Annotated in this window: 22 protein-coding genes; 9 read left to right on the top strand and 13 right to left on the bottom strand. The window is 69.5% G+C overall.

The features are described 5' to 3' along the window. Positions 1-7 precede the first annotated feature (7 nt). From plsX to MKK75_RS15555, 3 genes are all read right to left on the bottom strand, one after another. Entirely contained in the window at positions 8-1,042 is a 1,035-nt protein-coding gene (plsX, locus tag MKK75_RS15565; RefSeq protein WP_244043457.1) for a phosphate acyltransferase PlsX, read from the bottom strand. A gap of 389 nt (positions 1,043-1,431) precedes the next feature. Continuing rightward, complete coding sequence (locus MKK75_RS15560; protein ID WP_244043456.1) at positions 1,432-1,959, bottom strand: YceD family protein; 528 nt, start codon at positions 1,957-1,959, stop codon at positions 1,432-1,434. Beyond that, the gene (locus MKK75_RS15555; RefSeq protein ID WP_244043455.1) at positions 1,956-2,519 is read right to left on the bottom strand and encodes a ubiquinol-cytochrome C chaperone family protein; all 564 of its coding nucleotides are present in this window, start codon (positions 2,517-2,519) and stop codon (positions 1,956-1,958) included. Before MKK75_RS15555 ends, MKK75_RS15560 begins: the two co-directional genes overlap by 4 nt. A gap of 155 nt (positions 2,520-2,674) precedes the next feature. Between MKK75_RS15555 and MKK75_RS15550 the strand changes: the two genes are divergently transcribed. Beyond that, positions 2,675-3,172, top strand: coding sequence for an outer membrane protein assembly factor BamE (locus MKK75_RS15550; RefSeq protein ID WP_244043454.1), 498 nt, complete (start codon positions 2,675-2,677; stop codon positions 3,170-3,172). Here MKK75_RS15550 and MKK75_RS15545 read toward each other — a convergent pair. The 3 genes from MKK75_RS15545 to MKK75_RS15535 all read right to left on the bottom strand — a co-directional run bounded on the left by MKK75_RS15545 (position 3,109) and on the right by MKK75_RS15535 (position 6,982). Continuing rightward, complete coding sequence (locus tag MKK75_RS15545; protein ID WP_244043453.1) at positions 3,109-3,828, bottom strand: HAD hydrolase-like protein; 720 nt, start codon at positions 3,826-3,828, stop codon at positions 3,109-3,111. The genes MKK75_RS15550 and MKK75_RS15545 overlap by 64 nt on opposite strands. Before the next feature lies 1 nt (position 3,829). Next, entirely contained in the window at positions 3,830-5,743 is a 1,914-nt protein-coding gene (locus MKK75_RS15540) for a PAS domain S-box protein (RefSeq protein ID WP_244043452.1), read from the bottom strand. A gap of 147 nt (positions 5,744-5,890) precedes the next feature. After that, positions 5,891-6,982, bottom strand: a complete 1,092-nt coding sequence (locus MKK75_RS15535; protein WP_244043451.1) for an alkene reductase — start codon at positions 6,980-6,982, stop codon at positions 5,891-5,893. Here MKK75_RS15535 and MKK75_RS15530 point away from each other — a divergent pair. Next, positions 6,981-7,124: a hypothetical protein gene (locus MKK75_RS15530; protein ID WP_244043450.1), complete on the top strand. Its 144-nt coding sequence runs from the start codon at positions 6,981-6,983 to the stop codon at positions 7,122-7,124. The two genes, MKK75_RS15535 and MKK75_RS15530, sit on opposite strands and share 2 nt — an antisense overlap. A 10-nt stretch (positions 7,125-7,134) precedes the next feature. On the opposite strand, the gene MKK75_RS15525 is transcribed toward MKK75_RS15530, so the two are convergent. The 4 genes from MKK75_RS15525 to MKK75_RS15510 form a co-directional block, all read right to left on the bottom strand. After that, positions 7,135-7,701, bottom strand: a complete 567-nt coding sequence (locus MKK75_RS15525) for a DUF6036 family nucleotidyltransferase (RefSeq protein WP_244043449.1) — start codon at positions 7,699-7,701, stop codon at positions 7,135-7,137. 25 nt (positions 7,702-7,726) lie between these two features. Then, positions 7,727-8,077, bottom strand: coding sequence for a hypothetical protein (locus MKK75_RS15520; RefSeq protein ID WP_244043448.1), 351 nt, complete (start codon positions 8,075-8,077; stop codon positions 7,727-7,729). A 168-nt stretch (positions 8,078-8,245) separates the two neighbouring features. Beyond that, positions 8,246-10,390: a sodium-translocating pyrophosphatase gene (locus MKK75_RS15515; protein WP_244043447.1), complete on the bottom strand. Its 2,145-nt coding sequence runs from the start codon at positions 10,388-10,390 to the stop codon at positions 8,246-8,248. Positions 10,391-10,606: 216 nt separating this feature from the next. Beyond that, positions 10,607-11,206 (bottom strand): hypothetical protein, encoded by a 600-nt coding sequence (locus tag MKK75_RS15510; protein ID WP_244043446.1) that lies wholly within the window; start codon positions 11,204-11,206, stop codon positions 10,607-10,609. Positions 11,207-11,254: 48 nt separating this feature from the next. On the opposite strand from MKK75_RS15510, the gene MKK75_RS15505 reads away from it, so the two are divergent. Then, positions 11,255-11,896: a hypothetical protein gene (locus MKK75_RS15505; RefSeq protein ID WP_244043445.1), complete on the top strand. Its 642-nt coding sequence runs from the start codon at positions 11,255-11,257 to the stop codon at positions 11,894-11,896. 12 nt (positions 11,897-11,908) lie between these two features. On the opposite strand, the gene thiL is transcribed toward MKK75_RS15505, so the two are convergent. The 3 genes from thiL to ribH are packed head-to-tail and all read right to left on the bottom strand — an operon-like array spanning position 11,909 to position 13,971. Next, positions 11,909-12,904, bottom strand: coding sequence for a thiamine-phosphate kinase (gene thiL / locus MKK75_RS15500; RefSeq protein ID WP_244043444.1), 996 nt, complete (start codon positions 12,902-12,904; stop codon positions 11,909-11,911). Between the two features lie 3 nt (positions 12,905-12,907). Further along, on the bottom strand, positions 12,908-13,465 hold the full coding sequence (nusB, locus tag MKK75_RS15495; RefSeq protein WP_244043443.1) for a transcription antitermination factor NusB: 558 nt from the start codon (positions 13,463-13,465) through the stop codon (positions 12,908-12,910). Positions 13,466-13,476: 11 nt separating this feature from the next. Beyond that, positions 13,477-13,971 carry a 6,7-dimethyl-8-ribityllumazine synthase gene (ribH, locus tag MKK75_RS15490; RefSeq protein WP_244043442.1) on the bottom strand — a complete coding sequence of 165 codons (495 nt, stop codon included), beginning with the start codon at positions 13,969-13,971 and terminating at the stop codon, positions 13,477-13,479. Between the two features lie 185 nt (positions 13,972-14,156). On the opposite strand from ribH, the gene MKK75_RS15485 reads away from it, so the two are divergent. The 6 genes from MKK75_RS15485 to MKK75_RS15460 all read left to right on the top strand — a co-directional run bounded on the left by MKK75_RS15485 (position 14,157) and on the right by MKK75_RS15460 (position 20,959). Continuing rightward, positions 14,157-14,618 (top strand): MerR family transcriptional regulator, encoded by a 462-nt coding sequence (locus MKK75_RS15485; protein WP_244043441.1) that lies wholly within the window; start codon positions 14,157-14,159, stop codon positions 14,616-14,618. A gap of 76 nt (positions 14,619-14,694) precedes the next feature. Then, positions 14,695-15,114, top strand: a complete 420-nt coding sequence (locus MKK75_RS15480) for a hypothetical protein (RefSeq protein ID WP_244043440.1) — start codon at positions 14,695-14,697, stop codon at positions 15,112-15,114. Positions 15,115-15,245: 131 nt separating this feature from the next. Next, positions 15,246-15,689, top strand: coding sequence for a cadherin-like domain-containing protein (locus tag MKK75_RS15475; protein WP_244043439.1), 444 nt, complete (start codon positions 15,246-15,248; stop codon positions 15,687-15,689). A 219-nt stretch (positions 15,690-15,908) separates the two neighbouring features. Next, positions 15,909-17,861 (top strand): PrkA family serine protein kinase, encoded by a 1,953-nt coding sequence (locus tag MKK75_RS15470; protein ID WP_244043438.1) that lies wholly within the window; start codon positions 15,909-15,911, stop codon positions 17,859-17,861. 181 nt (positions 17,862-18,042) lie between these two features. Beyond that, positions 18,043-19,344, top strand: coding sequence for a YeaH/YhbH family protein (locus MKK75_RS15465; protein ID WP_244043437.1), 1,302 nt, complete (start codon positions 18,043-18,045; stop codon positions 19,342-19,344). 43 nt (positions 19,345-19,387) lie between these two features. Further along, a complete protein-coding gene (locus tag MKK75_RS15460) occupies positions 19,388-20,959 on the top strand; it encodes a SpoVR family protein (RefSeq protein ID WP_244043436.1) in 1,572 nt (523 codons plus the stop codon). Positions 20,960-21,017 lie beyond the last annotated feature (58 nt).

Raw genomic sequence — 21,017 nt, 5'->3', positions numbered from 1 at the left:
AACGGCGTCAGGCCGGCGCCAGGGCCGCCGTCTGGTCGAGCATCTCGCGGATCGTGCGGATCATGTCGTGCCGGGCCATGTCGTGCGCGAGATCGACCGCCGCAGCGAAGCCCTGCGCGTTCTCGGAGCCGTGGCTCTTGATGACGATGCCCTCCAGCCCGAGGAACACGCCGCCGTTGGACCGGCTCGGATTCATCTTGTCCCTGAGCGCCCGGAAGGCCTGCCGGGCGAAGAACGCGCCGATCTTGGCCGACAGCGTCCGGGTCATGGCGGCGCGCAGATAGGTGCCGATCTGCTTGGCGGTGCCCTCGGCGGTCTTGAGGGCGATGTTGCCCGTGAAACCCTCGGTCACCACCACGTCGACCGTGCCGCGGCCGAGATCCGTGCCCTCGACGAAGCCGTGATAGGCGAGCCCCGGGCTCTCCATCTCGCGCAGCATCCGGGCGGCCTCCTTGACCGCCTCGTTGCCCTTCATCTCCTCGGTGCCGACGTTGAGCAGGCCGACGGTCGGCCGGTCGAGGTCGAACACGATGCGGGCCATGGCCGAGCCCATCACCGCCATCTCGACGAGGTGCTCGGCATCGGTGCCGATCGTCGCGCCGACGTCGAGCACGACGCTCTCGCCGCGCACGGTCGGCCACAGGCAGGCGATGGCCGGCCGCTCGATGCCCGACATGGTCTTCAGGCAGATCTTCGACATGGCCATCAGGGCGCCGGTGTTGCCGGCCGACACGCAGGCCTGGGCCTGCCCGTCGCGCACCGCCTGGATGGCCTGCCACATGGAGGACTTGCCCCGCCCCTGGCGCACCGCCTGGCTCGGCTTGTCGTCCATGGAAACCGCCACGCTGGTATGGCGGATCTCGACGCAGTCCTTGAGCCGGGGCTCCTTGGCGACCAGCGGTGCGATCACCGCCTCGTCGCCGAACATCAGGAAGGTGGTGTCGGGATGGCGCTCGCGGGCCAGCGCCGCCCCGGGCACGACCGTGGAGGGCCCGTGGTCGCCGCCCATGGCGTCGAGCGAGATGCACACGCGTTGGGACATGTCGGTAGCGGGTCGCGGGTCTCGGCGGGGGAACAGGCGGGAGGGGTCCCGCCGGGCGCGGCGGACCATAGCGATACCGGCCCGGCGGGCAAATGAAATCGGGCGCCGGACGGTTCCGTCATTCGCCGGCGGGGGTGGAGGCAGCCTTGTCGGGGTGTTCGGCTGCGGGCGTCACGCACCCTCACTGCCCGCGCTTCTCAAGCAGACCCTTTTCCTGGACAGGTGGAGCGAAGCGGAACCTGATCCGGGATCCAGCACCAAAAGCGCCGCGCCAGCGGCACAGGTTGATCCCGTTAGACGCTTCGCGACGTCTCGTGCTGGATCCCGGGTCGCATTCCGCTGGCGCTCCATGCGCCCGGGAAAGGGCCGGCGCGCCGCGCCGCGAAAGATCAGCCCTCGCCGTCGCGCAGCTTGGCCAGGGCGGCGAGCGGACCCGCATCGTCGCCCGCCACCACCGGCTCGAAGGCGGTGCCGGGCTTGCGCGGATACGGATCGAGGCCCAGCGCCAGGAACTCCGCGGTGAGCGCGCCGAAATCGATGCGGCCGCCGACCAGGGGATCGGGGATATCGGCATCCTCGGCATCGGTGCCGGCGAGCTGGTCGGTATCGGTGAAGACGACCTCCACCGGCTCATGCACAGGTCCCTCGAAGGGTTCGAGGCTCACGGTGCAGATCTGCGTCACAAGGGCCTCCACGGTCCCGGTCACGACGAGGCGGCTGGTGGGACCCGAGATGGCGAAGTGCCCGACCAGATCGCGGATGCCCGGGATCTTGAAATCCGCCGCGAGCGCCGCGCACTCCGCCGGGCTCGCCTCCACGGTCACCGCGCCCCGCCCCTGGGGCAGGCGCTCGACATTGACCCAGCGCGCGAGCGGAAAGCTGTCCTGGGTACTCTCCCGGCGGCCGTCCCGGCTCATGCGATGGCTCCTTCTGCTTCTCTGTCCGGTGCGAAACCATCCGGCTCCGGGAAGGGCGGTCCGGCCCCGAGCAGCGCGTCGAGATCCGCCCCGGCGAGCGCTCCATCGGAGGCCTGCACGTAGGCGGCGAGCCCCGCCCCATCCCCTGCGCCGCCGAGAACGTTGCGGACGAGGGCCGTGCGCAGTGCGTCCGTGTCGCCCGCATCCAGGGCGGAATCGTAGCCGGCGGCCCGGCCGTAGAAGGCCGCGCCGAGCTTCTTCATCCGCTTCGCCACGCCCATGTCGCCGACGCCCAGTTCGCGCAGGGACGCGTCGAGCTGGGTGAAGATGGAATTCACGAGATCCTGCGCCACCTCGGCGGCCGGGGCCGGCAGATGGTTCAGCCGGCGCAGGACCAGGATGGCGTGCAGGCACAGGGCCTCGAACCGGCCCTCCACGGTGTCGGGTACGCCGAGCCGGGTGTAGAGGCCCGGGCGGCGGGCCGCCATGCTGAGCGCCACGTGCAGGTCCTCGACGGCCTGCCGCCGCGCATTCGCCCGTCGGAACAACCGCCCGATCATCGATGCCACGCTCCGTGCCAGTGTGGCCAAGCTTGCCTTGTCAAAGCCATAACCCCGCGGTACGGCAACCCACGCCCAGGGCGCAAGCGTCGCCGGAATTCTGTGCCGGCGGCATCGGTTGCGCCCCGTCCGTCCACACGTTTCCTGGGGTCCCGATGCGGCGCCGTCTCGTCCAGTCCTTCGCGCGCCTCGCCCTGCTCGGCCTCGCGGGAGCCGGCCTGTCCGGCTGCATCGGCGAGGAGCTGCGCCACGGCTATCAGGTCGATCAGGCGGCGCTCGCCACGATCAAGCCCGGCATGACCCCCGAGCAGGTGCTGCAGATCCTGGGCACCCCCTCCACGGTCTCCACGGTCGGCAACAAGTCCTGGTACTACATCTCCCAGAACACCCGCCGCACGATCATGTTCATGGGCGAGCAGGTCGAGGACCAGAAGGTCACGGCCGTCTACTTCACCCCCGCCTTCAAGGTCGAGCGCGTGGCGCTCTACGGCCTGCAGGACGGGCGCGTGTTCGACTTCATCGAGCGCACCACCCCGACGAGCGGCGCCGACCGGGCCTTCCTCAGCCAGCTGTTCCGCGGCCTGACCCGCTACGAGCCGTTCGGCAGCGGCAACGGTGCCAGCGTCGTGCCGGGCGCCAACCGCGGCCTGTGAGCCGGGGCGCCCGCCAGCAGGCGGGCGATCTCTTCGGGATCCGAGAACAGGTAGTCCGGCCTCTGCGCGGTCAGCGCCTTGGGGTCGGTATAGCCCCACGCGACCGCGCCGAACGGGCAGCCGAGGGCGCGGGCCGCCTCAAGATCGCGAATCTCGTCGCCGATGCATAGGGCCTGCGCCGGCGCCACCCCCCGGCGCGCCAGGAGCTGCCGCAGCCGCCGCGCCTTGCCGAACAAGGAAGCCCCGCAGGCATAGGCATCGATGCGGGCGGCGTTGTCCGGCCCGAGCACCCGCCGCACCGTGTCGGCCCGATTCGACGACAGGACCGCCATCGGCACGCCGGCCTGCGCGATCCCGGCCAGCATCTCGGGCACGCCCGGAAACAGCGCGATCTGCCCCGCGTCGCGAGCCGCGAGCATGTGCATGTGGCGGGCGATCAGCGGCAGCTTCCAGCGCGGGATACCGAGATGGGCGACGATCGCGCGTGCGCCCTGGAGGCGCAGGCCCTCGACCTCATGCGCCTCGACCTGGCGGAAGCGGTAGCGCGCGGCGACGCCGTTCATGACCGAGCAGAACCAGTCGAAGCTGTCGGCCAGGGTCCCGTCGAAATCGAGCACGACGAGGCGCGGCCCGGCACCCTCCGTCCGACCGGCCATCTCAGGCCCGGAGATTCTCGATCGGCACGCTGAGCCGCATCAGGAGGCCGCCGGGCGTCCAGTCGTGCTCCAGCACGCCGTCGAGCTGGCCGGCCACGCTGCGCTCGGCCAGCACCGTCCCGAACCCTTTTCGCGTGGGGGCGGCGGTGATCGGGGGGCCGCCGGCCTCCCGCCATGTCAGGGTGTAGCGCCCCGCCTCCCGCAGCCCGCTCAGGGACACGCCGCCCTCCTTGGTGGAGAGGCCGCCGTACTTCATCGCGTTGGTGGCCTGCTCGTGCATGATCAGCGCCAGCGCGGTCGCGGTGCGCTCGCCGATCTCGGTATCGTCCCCCGAGATGGCGACCCGCGCCTGCCCGCCCTCCTCGTAGGCGGCCATGATCAGGCGCATCAGGCCCAGCACCGTCTGCCCCGCGACCGCCGGGGCGCTGTCGGGGGAATGCGGCCGGACGTATTCGTGGGCCCGCGCCAGGGCGCCGAGGCGCTCGCGGAACGCCTTGGCGAAGGGCTGGGCCGCGGGGTCGCTCCGGGCGGTGAGGGCGGCGAGCCCGCCCACCACCGCGAAGATATTCTTGATCCGGTGCGACAACTCGCGGATCAGCAGATCGCGGGCCTCCTCGGCGCGCTTGGCCTCGCGCAGGTCGCGGGTGACGGTGGCGTAGCCGATCTCGGCCCCGGTCGGGTCTCGCACCGGGAAGATGTTGTAGGCCACCGCCACCGGCTCGCCGGTGCCGAAATGCCGGAAGGCCAATTCGCCCTCCCAGAACCCGTCCCGGCGCATCGCCGGCATCGCCGTCTCCTCCAGGATACGGCGGCTGTCCGCGGTGAAGAAGTCGGGGATCCGGTGCCGGCGGGCGGCGGCGAGGTCGGGCAGGCCGACAAGCGTCAGGGCCGCCTCGTTGAGATGGGTGATGGCGCCGTCGAGGGTGCAGAGGCCGATGAAGTCCTTCGAGGTCTCCACGATGGCGGCGAGCTTGCGCGCCTCGGCCTCGGCCCGCTTCAGGTCGTCGATGTCGGTGCAGGTGCCGAACCAGCGCTCGATCCGCCCTTCGGCATCGCGGATCGGCATGGCGCGGCCCAGCGTCCAGCGATAGGCACCGCTGTTGTGGCGCAGGCGGTACTCGATCTCGTAGGGCTCGCCGGTGGCCAGCGAGTGGCGCCACCGCGCCCAGGCCCGCTCCTGATCGTCGCGGTGGAACATGTCGTTCCAGCCCTCGCCGTCGGTCGAGCCGTAGGGCACGCCGGTGAACTCGTACCAGCGGTCGTTGTAGTAGTCGTGGAACCCGTCCGGCCGGGTGGTCCAGACCATCTGGGGCATCGCCGACGTCATCACTCGGAAGCGGCGCTCGCTCGCGGCGATCTCCGCCTCGCGGCTCGCCACCTGCGCCAGGGTCCGGCGGTGCTCCAGCAGGCTGGAGATCTGGCGCGCCAGGGCGGTGAGGGTGGCTTCCTGCTCCGAATCGAGCCCGTCCGGCCGTGTCGTCCGGTCGAGCACGCAGAGAGCGCCGAGGGGGATACCCTGGGCCCCCCGGATCACCGCCCCCGCGTAGAAGCGGAAGCCCTCGGGCCCGGTCACCAGCGGATTCTCGACCGTGCGTGAATCGGCGGTCAGGTCGGGGATGACGAGCAGCGCCCCCGCCTCGATCGTGTGGGCGCAGACCGAGCAGGTGATCGGCAGCTCGCGCTTGCCGAGCCCGACCTCCGACTTGAACCATTGCCGCTCGGCATCCACGAGGCTGACGAGGGCGACGGGCGCCCGGCAGACATGGGCGGCGACCCGGACGAGATCGTCGTAGAGCGGCTCAGGCTCCGTGTCGAGGATCGCGAGGTCACGCAGTTCCGCGATCCGTTCCGCGGTGCTCCAGGCGCCGCCGGTCGGTTGGGAAGCCGCGAGCGCGTGAGGTGCCGGCACATCCATGGTTCGGCCGTCACATAGGCTCGTTGGGGTCCCCTGCCTAGAGCGCGCTCTGTGCTGACGTGGATACCGGTTCGGTACCAGAGTGCGTCACCACAAAGACTGACGCGCCGCGCCCGCGACGGGCGCGGCGGCCGATCAAGCCGGGCCCTACGCGGCGCGGGCCTGCCCCAGCGTCGGGTAATCGATGTAGCCCTTCGGGCCCTGGCTGTACCAGGTGGCCGCCTCGTCGGTGTTGAGCGGTGCGCCCTTGGCGATCCGCTCGACGAGATCGGGGTTGGCGATGAAGGTGCGCCCGAACGCGATGGCGTCCGCCTGCCCGGCATCCAGCGCCTTCTGGCCGCTGATGCCGTCATAGTCGGCGTTGAGGATCATCGGGTTGCGGAACACGCGCCGCATCGCCGGGGCGATCGGCGGATGATCGGCCTTGCCGAAGGTCCCGTCCGGACCCGGCTCGCGCATCTCCAGGAACGCGATGTCGAGATCCGCCAGCGCCTGGGCGGCGGCCACGAACAGCGGCTCGGGGTTCGAATCGTTGCACCCCTGGATCGCGCCGTTGGGCGACAGGCGCACGCCGGTGCGCTCAGACCCCGCCACCTTCGACACCGCCTCGGTCACCTCGCGCAGCAGCCGCACGCGGTTCTCGATGGAGCCGCCGTACTGGTCGGTGCGGTGGTTGGTGCCGTCGCGCAGGAACTCGTCGATCAGGTAGCCGTTCGCCGCGTGGATCTGCACCCCGTCGAAGCCGGCCGCCAGGGCGTTGGCGGTGGCGCGCTCGTAATCGGCCAGCAGCCGCGGGATCTCGGCGACCTCCAGGGCGCGGGCCTCGGCGTAGGGCTTCTTGCCCGCGTAGGTGTGGGCCTGATCCGGCGCCGTCGTGGCGGAAGACGAGACGGGCTTGGCGCCGCCCAGAAAGTCCGGATGGACCATCCGGCCCATGTGCCAGATCTGGCAGACGATCTTGCCGCCCTTGTCGTGGACGGCCTTCACGATCGGCCGCCACGCATCGACCTGGGCGTCGGACCAGATGCCCGGGGCGTAGGGCCAGCCGAGGCCCTCCTGGGAGATGCCGGTGGCCTCGGTGAGGATCAGGCCGGCGCTGGCGCGCTGGGCGTAATACTCGGCCATGATCGGGGTCGGCACGTGCTCGCGTGTGCCGCGGCCGCGGGTGAGCGGGGCCATGAAGATCCGGTTCTTCGCCTCGATGGCGCCGATGCGGATCGGGTCGAGCAGGGACGGCATGGGATACCTCGTGCTGGTGCGGCGCGGGCCGCGTCCGTTTCGTTCCGGCGCCGAGGTGGCGCTGCGGCGCGGCGATGCCAAGGTGCAGCGCAATAACGCCGGCGGCGCCGTGCGGGGGCGCACATGGCGGAACCGCCGCTGAACTCAGCAGGTCACCACGTTGGATCGAACGGCAGCGCGCATTCCGCGGCGAGCCACCCGAGCCGGCGCTTCATTTCGGCCGATCCGGGAGCGGACGGGGGCATCCGAGGAAGATGGGCCGCCATCGCGTCGAGCGCGAAGAGCTTCGACCGGAGGCCGGATGCCAGCCAAGTCCGGTCCTTCTCCCTCCAGGCCACAGCCTTGGCCAGGGCCACGTCGGTGGGATCCGGTACGGTCACCGAGATGCCGGGACAGCCGGCACTTTCGTACAGGGTGGCGCGCTCCACCCAGTCCATCGGCATCACGGCCGTTCCGGCGGAGACGCCGTCACAATAGTAGCCGTACTTCTGGTGGAAGCTCGATCCCTGGCCGATATTGGCCTCGATGGTGTCGGACAACGCCTCCGCATCCAGCACGTCGGGCACGTAGAGATCCGCCTCGGGGGTCAGCAGCATGTCACCGGGGATGTTCCGGCATCGAATCAGGACGACGGCTGAACCGACCAGCACGAACCGATGCTGGCCCGTCACTGCGCCGGCCGCTCGCAGGATGTGGTCGAGCCTGTCTCTGCGCATCATCTGAGGAGATCCCCGGCACGCTCCCTCAACGCCGTTCTATGTCGCGAGGCGGCCTCCGCTCCTCGGGTGAGATCACGACGAAGACCGGCTGCGTGTCGCGCAGCAGGTCTCCCTGCGGGGTATCCTCCAGCATCTGCCGGACGATCTGCCGGACATCCCGACGGAGGAGTTCCACCCACAGGGCGTAATAACGAGCCTGCGCAGGGTCGGGGCGCACGCATCGCTCGAGGTAAGCCCTGCCGTGCTCGACCAGAGCGGGATTGTCGACGAGGTGGGCAGCGACACGCCGCGTCACATCATACGACCGACGCTTGCTGCGATCGTGGAAGTCCAGCTTCACCGGTAGGCTGCCGACGAAGCGTTCTCCCTCAGTCATGACAGGATCCCGAAGCGCAGGCCGTGACGCCCGCCGAGCATAGCGCGACTCCCCGGGACCACGAAGCCCGCCGGTCATCCGTCGTCGTCGATCCCGGCACGGTCGATGTTCCGGGCAAGGCGGCCGCCGCGGCGGGGTCCGAGAACCCCGCCGCGGGCGACATCTCTCTCAGCTATGCGCCAGCACCGCCAGCAGCAGCAGGGCGATGATGTTGGTGATCTTGATCGCCGGGTTCACGGCGGGGCCGGCGGTGTCCTTGTAGGGGTCGCCGACCGTGTCGCCGGTCACGGCGGCCTTGTGGGCGTCGGAGCCCTTGCCGCCGTGGTGGCCGTCCTCGATGTACTTCTTGGCGTTGTCCCAGGCGCCGCCGCCCGAGGTCATCGAGATCGCCACGTAGAGGCCGGTCAGGATCACGCCGAGCAGGCTCGCGCCCACCGTGGCGAAGGCCTGGTTCTTGCCCGCGATGAGCTGGATCACGAAGAACAGCACCACCGGCGACAGGACCGGCAGCAGCGAGGGCACGATCATCTCCTTGATCGCCGCGCGGGTCAGCATGTCGACCGCCCGGCCGTAATCCGGCCTATCCGTGCCCTGCATGATCCCGGGCTTCTCCCGGAACTGGCGGCGCACCTCCTCGACCACCGCGCCGGCCGCGCGGCCGACCGCCGTCATGGCGATGCCGGCGAACAGGAACGGGATCAGGCCGCCGAGCAGCAGCCCCACAACCACGTACGGATTCGAGAGCGAGAAATCGACGCTGACGCCCTGGAAGAAGCGGTACTGCGTCGGGCTCGCATTGGCGATGAAGTAGTTCAGGTCGGACGTGTAGGCGGCAAACAGCACCAGCGCGCCGAGGCCCGCCGAGCCGATCGCGTAGCCCTTGGTCACCGCCTTGGTGGTGTTGCCGACCGCATCCAGCGCGTCGGTCGACTTGCGCACGTCCTTGGGCAGGCCCGCCATCTCGGCGATGCCGCCGGCGTTGTCGGTGACCGGCCCGAAGGCGTCGAGGGCCACGATGAAGCCCGCGAGCGCCAGCATGGCGGTGACCGCGATGGCGATGCCGAACAGGCCGGCGAGCGCGTAGGTGCTGATGATGCCGGCCACGATCACGATCGCCGGCAGCGCCGTGGATTCCAGCGAGATCGCCAGCCCCTGGATCACGTTGGTGCCGTGCCCGGTCACCGAGGCGTCGGCGATCGACTTCACCGGCCGGAAGTTGGTGCCGGTGTAGTACTCGGTGATCACCACGATCAGCGCCGTGATGGCGAGCCCGATCACCGCGCAGCCGAACAGGCCGGCCGAGGTGAAGGTGACGCCGGTCGAGGTGGTGAAGGTGGTGGAGAAGCCGCCGAGCAGCGTCATGTTGACGGCGGCGATGGCCGCGATCGACAGCACGCCCGCGGCGATCAGGCCCTTGTAGAGCGCGCCCATGATCGACTGGTTGGCGCCGAGCCGCACCGCGTAGGTGCCCGCGATGGAGGTGAGGATGCAGGCCGACCCGATGGCCAGCGGGTAGAGCATCATCGGTTCCAGCACGTCCCGGCCGCTGCCGGTGGGGCCGGAGAAGAAGATCGCGGCCAGCACCATGGTGGCCACGATCGTCACCGCGTAGGTCTCGAACAGGTCGGCCGCCATGCCGGCGCAGTCGCCGACATTGTCGCCGACGTTGTCGGCGATGGTGGCGGGGTTGCGCGGGTCGTCCTCCGGGATCCCGGCCTCGACCTTGCCGACGAGGTCGCCGCCGACATCCGCCCCCTTGGTGAAGATGCCGCCGCCCAGCCGCGCGAAGATCGAGATCAGCGAGGCGCCGAAGCCCAGAGCCACCAGCGCGTCGATCACCTCGCGGCTCGACGGGTCGAGGCCGGCGCCGCGGGTGAGGACGAGGTAGTAGAGGGCGACGCCGAGCAGCGCGAGGCCGGCGACCAGCATCCCGGTCACCGCCCCCGACTTGAAGGCCACGTCGAGGCCGCCGCCCAGCGAGGTCGAGGCGGCTTGGGCGGTGCGGACGTTGGCCCGTACCGAGACGTTCATGCCGATGAAGCCGGCCGCGCCCGACAGGACGGCGCCGATCAGGAAGCCGATGGCGACCTTCAGGCCGAGGAACACGGCAAGGAGGACGAACAGGACGACGCCGACGAGGCCGATGGTCGTGTACTGCCGCCGGAGATAGGCCTGGGCGCCCTCCGCGATGGCGGCGGCGATCTCCTGCATGCGCTGGGTGCCGGCATCGCGCCGCATCACGTCGAGGATCGTGACGATGCCGTAGGCGATGGCGCAGAGCCCGCCCACGATGATCAGACTCAGGGGAATCATGCGACCGTCCTTGTTATTATCGTGCCTGGCGTGGGCTTGTGCTTGTCGAGCTTGACCGCCGAACGACGGCCATGGGACGCGGTGCTCGGATCCGGGGCTTTCCTTCCCAGAACAAGGCCTTGATTGCCAAACTTCGCCGCAGAGCGCAAACGCCACGTTTGGGGCGTGGCAGCTCGGACCGTGCCGTCTGCATGGTTCGACGCGGCCAACTTGGAATTATCGTGCAAATGCGGGGTTGGCCGAGGCGGGATATGTGTCTGTGCGCGGGTCCACCACGGGGCGGGTCATCCGGTGGATGTCGTGGAGCCCGCGTGGGCGGCTGGCTCCCGACTCGACGATATCGACTGTGGAAGGCCAATCCGATTCGTAGGTTTCAGCATGGCCGGGATCGAGGTCCCGAACGGAGATCACGACGATATCGGTGACCGGCGCGTCGTCGCGCGCGGGACGATTCCCCCGTGTCCGGGCGGCGTCCGTGACCCTTTCGCGGAACTCGTCGCAGCAGCCGAGGAGGCGCGTGCGGAGTTCGGCGTCAGCTGCTTCTGGAACGCCCCCGTCCTGCCCGATCCGATCGAGAACGCCCGATTGGTGGTCGGCAGGCTGCGCACATACGGTGGCCGCCGGGGATGGACCGTCGCAGCCCGCATCGAAAAAGCACTCCGCGAGGCCTCGGGAGCGAGCGATGGCGTTGACACCGTTCCAGCGCAAGGTGCTGACCCATCTCGCAGGCAACCGGTCGCCGGATAGCGTCTTCACCGGAGGCACTGTCGCGAATCGAGATGGGGCCCGCATCTCCAGTGACTTCGTATCGAGCATCAGACGGCCGATGCCGTACGGGTCTCCTTCGGCGAAGATGCAGCCACCTTGAAGGCTGCGGGCTACGTCGTGACCCCGACCTCCGCCAGCCGGCTCCAGACCGGCTTCGTAGAGGCCGTGGCCGAGCGGGACGGAGAGTCGGTTCTCCTCGACTGGACGCACGACACCGCGGTCCGATTCTTCCCGGCGATCCAGGATGCCGATTTCGGCTGGCGGCTTCACGACATCGATGTCGCTCTGAACAAACTCCTGGCGCTGGCTGGGCGCCGCGCGCCCCGCGACTACTACGATGTCGTTCGATTCCACGAGCGGGGTTTTCCGCGCGTGACACTTGCCTGGGCGGTGCTCGGGAAGGATGCCGGGATGACACCCGAGCTCGTGTTGGACGAGGCGGTCAGGAACTCCGGCTACAGCTTGGCGGAACTTCGTGCCGGCATCGTCCTTGAGGGCGAACTCGATCCGGTCGCCCTCAAGCGCAGCTTCCTCCAGGCTGTGGCTGAAGCGCGAGATCTTCTCCCGCGCCTTGTGTCCGAGATACCCGAGACCGTAGGCTGCATGGCCCTCGGGCCGGACGGCCGACTGGTCGTGCCGGATCCCGATGCCCGCGCCCACGGCGAGGTCACGTTCCGTCCCGCCTCCGTCGGTGGGGCTTGGCCAGAAGTGGACGACGGCAGCCCCAACCGTCCCTGATGGCGGTGGCACTCAGAAGTGGCTGAACGACCCGGCGGCGAACGCGCGCGCCGCGCCATCCGCCGTCTCGAACCGGGGCGGATCCTCCCCCGCGGTGACGGTGCCGATGGCGGTCAGCGGCACCCCGGCGGACTCCGCCTCGGCGCGGAACGCACCGAGGCCCCCCGGCGCCACCGTGCAGAGGATCTCGTAATCGTCGCCGCCCGTCAGAGCGACGTCGACCAAACCCGGATCCGCCGCGCAGGCGCGCCGCGCCGCCTCCGAGAGCGGCACCGCGGCCACGTCGATCCGGGCGCTTCGCCCCTCGCCCAGCATCTTGGCGAGGTCGCCCGCGAGCCCGTCCGACACGTCCATGGCGGCGGTGGCGTGGCGGCGCACCGCCGCGGCCGCGGCGAGGCGCGGGCGCGGGTGCAGGTATCGGTCGGCGAGCACCGCCCGCAGCCCCGGATCGAGGCCGGCCGCCCAGGACGCCTGCGGTTCCAGGCGCAGCCGCAGGCCGAGGGCCGCGTCGCCGATCGTGCCGGTGACGCAGATCCGGTCGCCGATGCGCGCGGTCTGGCGCCGGACGATCGCGCCGGTCGGCACCTCGCCGATCAGGGTGACGCCGATCAGCGCCGGGCCGCCGGAGCGCACCGTGTCGCCGCCGAGCAGCGGGCAGTCCGCCTCCGCGGCCGCCGCGCCGAGCCCGGCCGAGAAACCGGCGAGCCAGTCCTCGGTCCAGTCGTCGGGCAGCGCCAACGTCAGGAGAAAGCCCCGCGGCACCGCGCCCTTGGCGGCGATGTCGGACAAATTCACGCCGAGCGCCTTGCGGGCGATCGAGGCGGGCGGATCGTCCGGGAAAAAGTGGATCCTCGCCACGATGGCGTCCGCGGTGAGGACGAGGTCGTGGCCCGGGGAGGGGGTGAGCGTCGCGGCGTCGTCCCGGAGCCCGTCGGCGCCCGGCCCGGCCAGCGGGGCGAAGTAGCGGGCGATCAGCCCCTCCTCGGAGGCGCGGACCGGGCCGGCCACGGGTCAGGCCTTCCCGGGCGCCGGCTTTCCGGGCAGCGGCCGGGACGAGCCCGGCTTGCCGGAGGTCTTCGGGGCTCCGACCTCGCCGGGCCGAACCTCCCGGGCGAGCCGGTCGAGCACCGCGTTGACGAGGCCCGGCTCGTCGCCGGGATAGAAGCTGTGGGCGACGTCGACATATTCCGAGATCGCCGCCGCCGCCGGCACGTCCGGCCGGAACATCAGCTCGTAGGCCCCCGCCCGCAGGATCGCCCGGAGCACGATCTCGATCCGCCGGAGCGGCCAGCCCTGGGCCAAGGCCTGATCGAGCTTCGGGTCGATCGCCCGCTGTTCCGCGACGGCCCCGCGCAGGAGGTCGCGGAAGAAGGCGGTCTCGGCCTGGGGATGCGTGATCCCGTCGACCTCCTGGCCGATCCAGAACGCCTCGAACTCGGCGAGCGCGTCGAGGACGCCCTTGCCGGACACGTCCATCTCGTAGAGCGCCTGCACCACGGCGAGGCGGGCTCCGGTGCGCGGGCTGATCGCCTTGGCCGTCTCGGGCTTCGTGTCGGTGGTCCCGGTCATGGTGGTATCCGTCATCGCGGGCGCGCGGCGTCCGCGGCGCGCTTGAGGGCGAGCACCCCGAGCGCCGCCTCGGCCGCGCCGCCGCCCTTGTTCATCTCGGCCACCCGGGCGCGGGCGAGCGCCTGCGCCTCGGTTTCCACCGTGAGAATGCCGTTGCCGAGGGGGATCCGGCGGTCGACCGAGAGATCCATCAGCGCCCGGGCGCTCTCGCCGGCCACGATGTCGTAGTGCCCGGTCTCGCCGCGGATCACGCAGCCCAGCGCCACCACGGCGTCGTAGGCCTGCGCGTCGAGCAGGATCGCCACGGTGGCGGGGATCTCCAGGGCGCCCGCCACCGTCACCACGGTCGCGCGCGCGCCGGCCGCCTCGATCGCCGCGCGGGCGCCGGCCAGGAGCTCATCCGCGATGGACTCGTAGTAGCGCGCCTCGACCACGAGGATGCGGGCCCCGGCGAGCGCCGGGTCCTGGAGCTTCTGCGCCGCGTCGGCGCGGATATGGGCGACCATGGCTCTCGTCCGGCCGGGTTTTCGGGGGTCGGCAGGCGGCACGGGGCGCCCGCGAGGGGAGGACGGTTAGACCGAAGCGGCCGGCGCCACAAGCGGCGCGATCCGCTTGTGGCGCCGAACAGGCTTGAGCTTGGCCCCGTGACCCGGCAAGATCGGGCGATCCGCCGGACCGCCGCTGAACCCCCATGCCGCCAGCCCTCGCCGCCGCACACATCCCGGAAACCGGCGAGAAGAGCGCCCACGCGTTCCGCACGATCAGCGAGGTCGCCGAGGAACTCGACGTGCCCCAGCACGTGCTGCGCTTCTGGGAGACCCGCTTCGGCCAGATCCGCCCGGTCAAGCGCGCGGGCGGGCGGCGCTACTACCGGCCGCAGGATATCGAACTCGTCGCCGGCATCCGCCAGCTCCTGCACGTGCAGCGCTACACCATCGCGGGGGCGCAGCGGGTGCTCAAGGAGAACGGCGTCCGATTCGTCCAGGCGGTGGGCCGCGGCGAGGCCGTGGCGGCCGAGCCCCTGGTCCAGGAGGCGGATACCGGCGCCTTCGCGGATTCGGACCGCGCGGCCCTGGCCTCAGCCCTGGAGGAGATGCGCGCCTGCCGCGCCCTGCTGGACACGCTGTGCACGCCCCCGGATCCGGAGGCCTAAAGCGCCGCGCGCGGGCACGGCCGAAGCCTTGCAGGGCCCGGGCGAACTTTCGCCAGGACCCCGCGTTGTCGCCCGCATGGCCACGCCCCCATCCAAGCTGTCGCCCAGCCAGGAACTGATGGCCCGTCTCATGCGGATCGTCCGCACCTGCCCGCAGGCGGCCGGGGAGATGCTGGACCTCATGTTCCTCGTTAGCCAGATCGAGGCCGCCACCAGCGTCGACCGGGAGTACCGCGACGCCAAACGCGTGATCAGCCGCCTGCGCCATCCGCTCTGGGAGATGGGACCGGCCGACCGGGCGAAGCTGCTCACGGCCGCGGAGGCGATCCGCCGCGTCTGCCGCCTCGCCGAGGACGAGATCCCCTCCGCGCCGATCGCCGATGCCGGCGAGCGCGCCCGCGTCGAGGCGCGCCTCCACGCCGCCCTGGCGGGCGAGTTCGATGCCGCGCAGATCGCCCGCGTCACCGGGATCGTGGCGGCGGTGCTCCAGAATTAGGCAGAGTGCATCCGTGTCCCGGGGCTCTCGACGCCCGCGCCGGGCGTCCCCACATGCTCTGAACCGACGCAAGGGGCACCCGGAGCGTTTTCCGGAGATCGCGCCCGCCTCGGCACCGGAGAGACGCTGCCATGATCGCCCTTCGTCCGCTCGCCGCGCTGCTCGCAGGGAGTCTGGCCTTGGCCGGGCCGGCGCTGGCTGAAAATTCGACGAACCGATCCAAGACCGTCGCCCCCGGCAAGACGGTGCGGCTCGAGATCGCCCCCAACCTCAAGAAGGACTGCTCCCCCGGCCCGATGCCCGAGTTCAAGGTCTCCGGCCCGCCGAAGAACGGCTCGGTGATCACCAAGGTCGGCAAGCTGAAGACGCCGGCGAGCTATCGCTGCCCTAACAAGGAGGCCGCGGTCCAGGCGCTGTTCTACCAGCCCAACGCCGGCTTCACCGGCACCGACGAAGTCACCTTCGAGGTGAAGGCCTCCGACGGGCAAGTCCAGACGCAGACCGTGAAAATCACGGTCGGTGCAAACGGTGCCAAATCCGGAGACGATGCCAAGAAAGAGGGCACCGATTTGTGAGTCGCTGCGAACATCCGCGCGGCTTGCGCAGTTTTGCAGGTCTCGACACGCGCTCGGAGGCGGCTCAAGCTCTCGTTCGCGCCGCCTTCAGGCGCGAAGAGTGTTGCATGCAATCGACATGCCGGGCGCCAAGCTCGCCGCACTGCGACAAAAGCGGGCCTGTCGGTTGCATCCGAGCCGAGACAGGATGAAGCTGTCACGGTCTGAGAGGGTTATCGAATGCCGATGCATGCGACGAACGACCTTTTCCAGAGCTTCGCCCGAGGCTACGAGGCCCGCCGCGACACGGAGATGACACTCTCCGAGTATCTCGAAGCCTGTCGCGACGAGCCGCTGATGTATGCCTCGGCCGCCGAGCGCATCCTGGCGGCGATCGGCGAGCCGGAATTCGTGGACACCGCCAAGGATTCGCGCCTCGGCCGGATCTTCATGAACCGGACGATCCGGACCTACCCGGCCTTCCGCGAATTCTACGGGATGGAGGAGACGATCGAGCGGATCGTCTCGTTCTTCCGCCACGCCGCGCAGGGGCTGGAGGAGCGCAAGCAGATCCTCTACCTGCTGGGTCCGGTGGGCGGCGGCAAGTCGTCGCTCGCCGAGCGGCTGAAGCTCCTGATGGAGGTCCATCCGGTCTACGTCCTGAAGGCCGGGGATGAGGTCTCGCCGGTTTTCGAGAGCCCGCTCGGGCTGTTCGACCCCGAGACCATGGGCGAGGAGATCCAGCGGCGCTACGGCGTTCCGCGCCGGCGCCTCACCGGCCTGATGAGCCCCTGGGCGCTCAAGCGCCTCGACGAGTTCAACGGCGACATCTCGCGCTTCAAGGTGATCAAGGTCCGGCCCTCGCGCCTGCGCCAGATCGCCATCGCCAAGACCGAGCCGGGCGACGAGAACAACCAGGACATCTCCTCGCTCGTCGGCAAGGTCGATATCCGCCGGCTGGAGACCCTGTCGCAGGCCGATCCCGACGCCTACTCCTACTCGGGCGGGCTGAACCGGGCGAACCAGGGCATCCTCGAATTCGTCGAGATGTTCAAGGCGCCGATCAAGATGCTGCACCCGCTGCTCACCGCGACGCAGGAGGGCAACTATGTCGGCACCGAGAATATCGGCGCGATCCCCTTCACCGGCGTGATCCTGGCCCACTCGAACGAGGCCGAGTGGCAGACCTTCAAGACCAACAAGAACAACGAGGCCTTCATCGACCGGATCTACGTGATCAAGGTCCCGTACTGCCTGCGCGTCACCGAGGAGCAGCGGATCTACGAGAAGCTGATCTCCGGCTCGGAGCTGTCGGACGCGGCCTGCGCCCCCGGCACGCTGGAGATGCTGGCGCGGTTCTCCGTGCTGTCCCGCCTGCGCGAGCACGCCAATTCCAACGTCTTCTCGAAGATGCGGGTCTATGACGGCGAAAGCTTGCGCGAGGTCGATCCCCGCGCCCGCTCGATGCAGGAATACAAGGACACGGCCGGCGTCGACGAGGGCATGGACGGGATCTCGACCCGCTTCGCCTTCAAGGTCCTGGCCGCGACCTTCAACCACGACACCACCGAGGTCTCGGCCGACCCGGTGCACCTGATGTACGTGCTTGAGCAGTCGCTGCGCCGCGAGCAGCTCCCGCCCGAGACTGAAAAGAAGTACCTGGAATTCATCAAGACCGAGCTGGCCCCGCGCTACGCGGAGTTCATCGGTCACGAGATCCAGAAGGCCTACCTCGAATCGTACCACGATTACGGACAGAACCTGTTCGACCGGTACATCGATTACGCCGACGCCTGGATCGAGGACCAGGACTTCAAGGACGCCGAGACTGGCCAGCTGATGAACCGGGAGCTCCTCAACCAGGAGCTGACCAAGATCGAGAAGCCGGCGGGCATCGCCAACCCGAAGGATTTCCGCAACGAGGTGGTGAAGTTCGCCCTGCGCTCCCGGGCGCAGCACGGCGGCCGCAACCCGAGCTGGACCAGCTACGAGAAGCTGCGCGAGGTGATCGAGCGGCGGATGTTCTCCCAGGTGGAGGAACTGCTGCCGGTGATCTCCTTCGGCTCCAAGAAGGACGGTGACACCGAGAAGAAGCACGGCGAGTTCGTCGAGCGCATGGTGGCGCGCGGCTATACCGAGCGGCAGGTCCGCCGCCTGGTGGAATGGTACATGCGGGTGAAGCAGGCCGGCTGAGGGCTGACGGGGCTCGGTCTGGCCGGGCCCCGTTCCGACCCTCCGCCGCCACAGTTTCGGACGACCGGCCGGTGAGGATGTCGGCCTTGCTGCAAGGGAAGGATCCATTCCTTCCGCAACAGCATGGTACGACAAGGGTCGGGACCCGGCCGGCACACGCGGACGAGGGTTTTCGCAGCGGATGCACATCGTCGACCGACGCTTGAATCCGGGCGGCAAGAGCCTCCCGAACCGCCAGCGCTTCCTGCGCCGCGTCAAGGACGTGGCCCAGCGGGCGGTGCGCGAATCCGCCCGCGAGAAGGACATCAAGGATCTGGGCAAGGACGGCCGGGTGACCGTGCCGGCCGACGGCGTGCGCGAGCCGCGCTTCTCCCGCCAGCCCGGCACCGGCCTGCAGGACCACATCCTGCCGGGCAACAAGACCTACGTGGAGGGCGACACGATCGAGCGCCCGCCCGGCGGCGGGGGCGGGCGCGGCTCCGGCGAGGGCGGGGAGGGCGGCGAGAACAGCGAGGACGCGTTCCGCTTCGTGCTGACCCGCGAGGAGTTCCTGGAACTCTTCCTGGAGGATCTCGAACTGCCGGATCTGGCCAAGCGCCGCCTCGCCGTCGTGGAGACCGAGGGATTGCGCCGGGCCGGCTACACGGTGACCGGGTCGCCCGCGAACCTCGCCCTCACCCGCACCCTGCGCAACTCGATGTCCCGGCGGATCGCCCTCAAGCGGCCGAAGCCCGACGAGGTCGCCGCGCTGGAGGCGCGGATCGAGGCTCTGGCCGAGGGCGACACGGAGCGTTCGGAGCTGGAGGAGGCCCTGTTCCGGTTGCGCGAGCGCTCGAAGCGCATCCCCTATGTCGATCCGATCGACCTGCGCTTCCGCCGGTTCGAGCCCTATCCGCGGCCGATCGCGCAGGCGGTGATGTTCTGCCTGATGGACGTGTCCGGCTCGATGACCGAGCACATGAAGGATCTCGCCAAACGGTTCTACATCCTGCTGCACATCTTCCTGACGCGCCGCTACCGTCACGTGGAGATCGTGTTCATCCGCCACACCGACCGGGCGACCGAGGTGGACGAGGAGACGTTCTTCGGCTCCCGGGAGACCGGCGGCACGCTGGTGTCGTCGGCGCTGGTCGAGATGAAGCGCATCATCGCCGAGCGCTACGACCCGAACGACTGGAACATCTACGCCGCCCAGGCGTCCGACGGCGACAACGTCTCCTCGGACGGGCCGACCTCGACGGAACTCCTGCGCGCGCACATCCTGCCGGCCTGCCAGCACTTCGCCTATCTGGAGGTCGGCGACGAGAACGGCCCCCGCGCCGGCTTCGTGGAGCACCGCACCACCCTGTGGCGGACCTACGAGGCGATCGCCAAGGCGGGCGGGCCGATCGCCATGCGCAAGGTCAACCACCGCCGGGAGATCTACCCGGTCTTCCGCGAGCTGTTCGGCCGCAAGGACGCGAAGGCCGAGGCGGAGGCGTGAAGGCTCGCCACGGCCGAAGGCACACAATCGATCGGGAGGCCGCATGACGCTCGTCAAGGCACGCACGCCCCAGATCATCTCGGGTGGCCAGAAACCCCTGTTCACCGGGAACGACTGGGACTTCGACACCATCCGCCGCATCCACGACGCCTGCGAGGCTGTCGCCGGGCCCCAACTCGGCCTGTCGTGGTATCCGAACCAGATCGAGATCATCACGGCCGAGCAGATGCTCGACGCCTACGCGTCGATCGGCATGCCACTGTTCTACAAGCACTGGTCCTTCGGCAAGCACTTCGCCCAGCACGAGGCCGGCTATCGCCGCGGCCTGATGGGGCTCGCCTACGAGATCGTCATCAACTCCGACCCGTGCATCTCCTACGTGATGGAGGAGAACACGGCGACCATGCAGACGCTGGTCATCGCGCACGCCGCCTTCGGCCACAACCACTTCTTCAAGAACAATTATCTGTTTCGGCAGTGGACCGACGCGGAAGGTATCCTGGACTACCTGGATTTTGCGAAAGGCTTCATCGCGCGCTGCGAGGAGCGCTACGGCCACCAGGCGGTGGAGCAGGTGCTCGACGCCGCCCACGCACTGATGAGCCAGGGCGTCCACCGCTACCCGCGCAAGAAGCGGCCCGACCTCGCCTCCGAGCAGCGGCGCGAGCGCGAGCGGATCGAGCACGGCGAGCAGATCTACAACGACCTCTGGCGGACCCTGCCGCAGAAGATCGGCACGGTCCGGCCGGACGTGGCGGCGGAACGGCGCAAGGCGCTGCTCGAACTGCCGCAGGAGAATATTCTCTATTTCCTGGAGAAGGTCGCGCCCAGGCTTCGCCCCTGGCAGCGGGAGATCCTGCGGATCGTGCGCTTGGTCGCCCAGTACTTCTATCCTCAGCGGCAGACCAAGGTGATGAACGAGGGCTGCGCCACCTACTGCCACTACCGGATCATGAACGCCCTCTCGGAATCCGGGCAGATCACCGAGGCCGCCTATCTCGAGTTCCTGCAGTCGCACACCAACGTCATCCGGCAGCCGAACTACGACGATCGTTCCTACGGCGGCCACAACCCCTACGCGATCGGCTTCGCGATGATGCAGGACATCGCCCGCATCGTCGAGCAGCCCACCGACGAGGACCGGGCGTGGTTCCCCGACATCGCCGGCACCGGCGATCCCATGGCGGTGTTGCGCGATTGCTGGGAGAATTACCGCGATGAGAGCTTCATCCAGCAGTTCCTGTCGCCCAAGCTGATGCGCGACCTGCGCCTGTTCCACGTGGTCGACGACCCGGAGGAGCCGGAGCTGCGGGTGGAGGCGATCCACGACGAGCGCGGCTACCGCAAGATGCGCCGGTCCTTCGCACGCCAGTACGACGTGGCGTGGCTCGATCCCGACATCGAGGTGGTGGACGTCGATCTCGAAGGCGACCGGCGCCTGATCCTGCACCACAAGGCGATCAACAAGATCACCCTTCAGAAGGACGATGCCAAGCGGGTGCTCCAGCACCTCGCCGACCTCTGGGGCTACGACGTGGTGCTCAAGGAGATCGAGCCGGCCACCGGCACGGTGCTCGGTGAGATCACCGCCAGCGCGCGGCCGATCTTCTTCTGATCGGTTCGGCAAGCCGATCGTCCAACCCGCACCCCTCATCCTGAGATGCCCGCGTCAG

This window comes from Methylobacterium sp. J-030 (assembly GCF_022829545.1).
Lineage (GTDB): Bacteria > Pseudomonadota > Alphaproteobacteria > Rhizobiales > Beijerinckiaceae > Methylobacterium.
The sequence above is the reverse complement of the archived record's forward strand: the minus strand, read 5'-3'. Positions and strand labels throughout refer to the sequence as shown.

Bases quoted from the DNA above. Each gene is read 5' to 3' on its own strand.
- plsX (WP_244043457.1), bottom strand. From the start codon at position 1,042: ATGTCCCAACGCGTGTGCATCTCGCTCGACGCCATGGGCGGCGACCAC.
- MKK75_RS15560 (WP_244043456.1), bottom strand. From the start codon at position 1,959: ATGAGCCGGGACGGCCGCCGGGAGAGTACCCAGGACAGCTTTCCGCTC.
- MKK75_RS15555 (WP_244043455.1), bottom strand. From the start codon at position 2,519: ATGATCGGGCGGTTGTTCCGACGGGCGAATGCGCGGCGGCAGGCCGTC.
- MKK75_RS15550 (WP_244043454.1), top strand. From the start codon at position 2,675: ATGCGGCGCCGTCTCGTCCAGTCCTTCGCGCGCCTCGCCCTGCTCGGC.
- MKK75_RS15545 (WP_244043453.1), bottom strand. From the start codon at position 3,828: ATGGCCGGTCGGACGGAGGGTGCCGGGCCGCGCCTCGTCGTGCTCGAT.
- MKK75_RS15540 (WP_244043452.1), bottom strand. From the start codon at position 5,743: ATGGATGTGCCGGCACCTCACGCGCTCGCGGCTTCCCAACCGACCGGC.
- MKK75_RS15530 (WP_244043450.1), top strand. From the start codon at position 6,981: ATGGGATACCTCGTGCTGGTGCGGCGCGGGCCGCGTCCGTTTCGTTCC.
- MKK75_RS15535 (WP_244043451.1), bottom strand. From the start codon at position 6,982: ATGCCGTCCCTGCTCGACCCGATCCGCATCGGCGCCATCGAGGCGAAG.
- MKK75_RS15525 (WP_244043449.1), bottom strand. From the start codon at position 7,701: ATGATGCGCAGAGACAGGCTCGACCACATCCTGCGAGCGGCCGGCGCA.
- MKK75_RS15520 (WP_244043448.1), bottom strand. From the start codon at position 8,077: ATGACTGAGGGAGAACGCTTCGTCGGCAGCCTACCGGTGAAGCTGGAC.
- MKK75_RS15515 (WP_244043447.1), bottom strand. From the start codon at position 10,390: ATGATTCCCCTGAGTCTGATCATCGTGGGCGGGCTCTGCGCCATCGCC.
- MKK75_RS15510 (WP_244043446.1), bottom strand. From the start codon at position 11,206: ATGCTCGATACGAAGTCACTGGAGATGCGGGCCCCATCTCGATTCGCG.
- nusB (WP_244043443.1), bottom strand. From the start codon at position 13,465: ATGACCGGGACCACCGACACGAAGCCCGAGACGGCCAAGGCGATCAGC.
- ribH (WP_244043442.1), bottom strand. From the start codon at position 13,971: ATGGTCGCCCATATCCGCGCCGACGCGGCGCAGAAGCTCCAGGACCCG.
- MKK75_RS15485 (WP_244043441.1), top strand. From the start codon at position 14,157: ATGCCGCCAGCCCTCGCCGCCGCACACATCCCGGAAACCGGCGAGAAG.
- MKK75_RS15480 (WP_244043440.1), top strand. From the start codon at position 14,695: ATGGCCACGCCCCCATCCAAGCTGTCGCCCAGCCAGGAACTGATGGCC.
- MKK75_RS15475 (WP_244043439.1), top strand. From the start codon at position 15,246: ATGATCGCCCTTCGTCCGCTCGCCGCGCTGCTCGCAGGGAGTCTGGCC.
- MKK75_RS15470 (WP_244043438.1), top strand. From the start codon at position 15,909: ATGCCGATGCATGCGACGAACGACCTTTTCCAGAGCTTCGCCCGAGGC.
- MKK75_RS15465 (WP_244043437.1), top strand. From the start codon at position 18,043: ATGCACATCGTCGACCGACGCTTGAATCCGGGCGGCAAGAGCCTCCCG.
- MKK75_RS15460 (WP_244043436.1), top strand. From the start codon at position 19,388: ATGACGCTCGTCAAGGCACGCACGCCCCAGATCATCTCGGGTGGCCAG.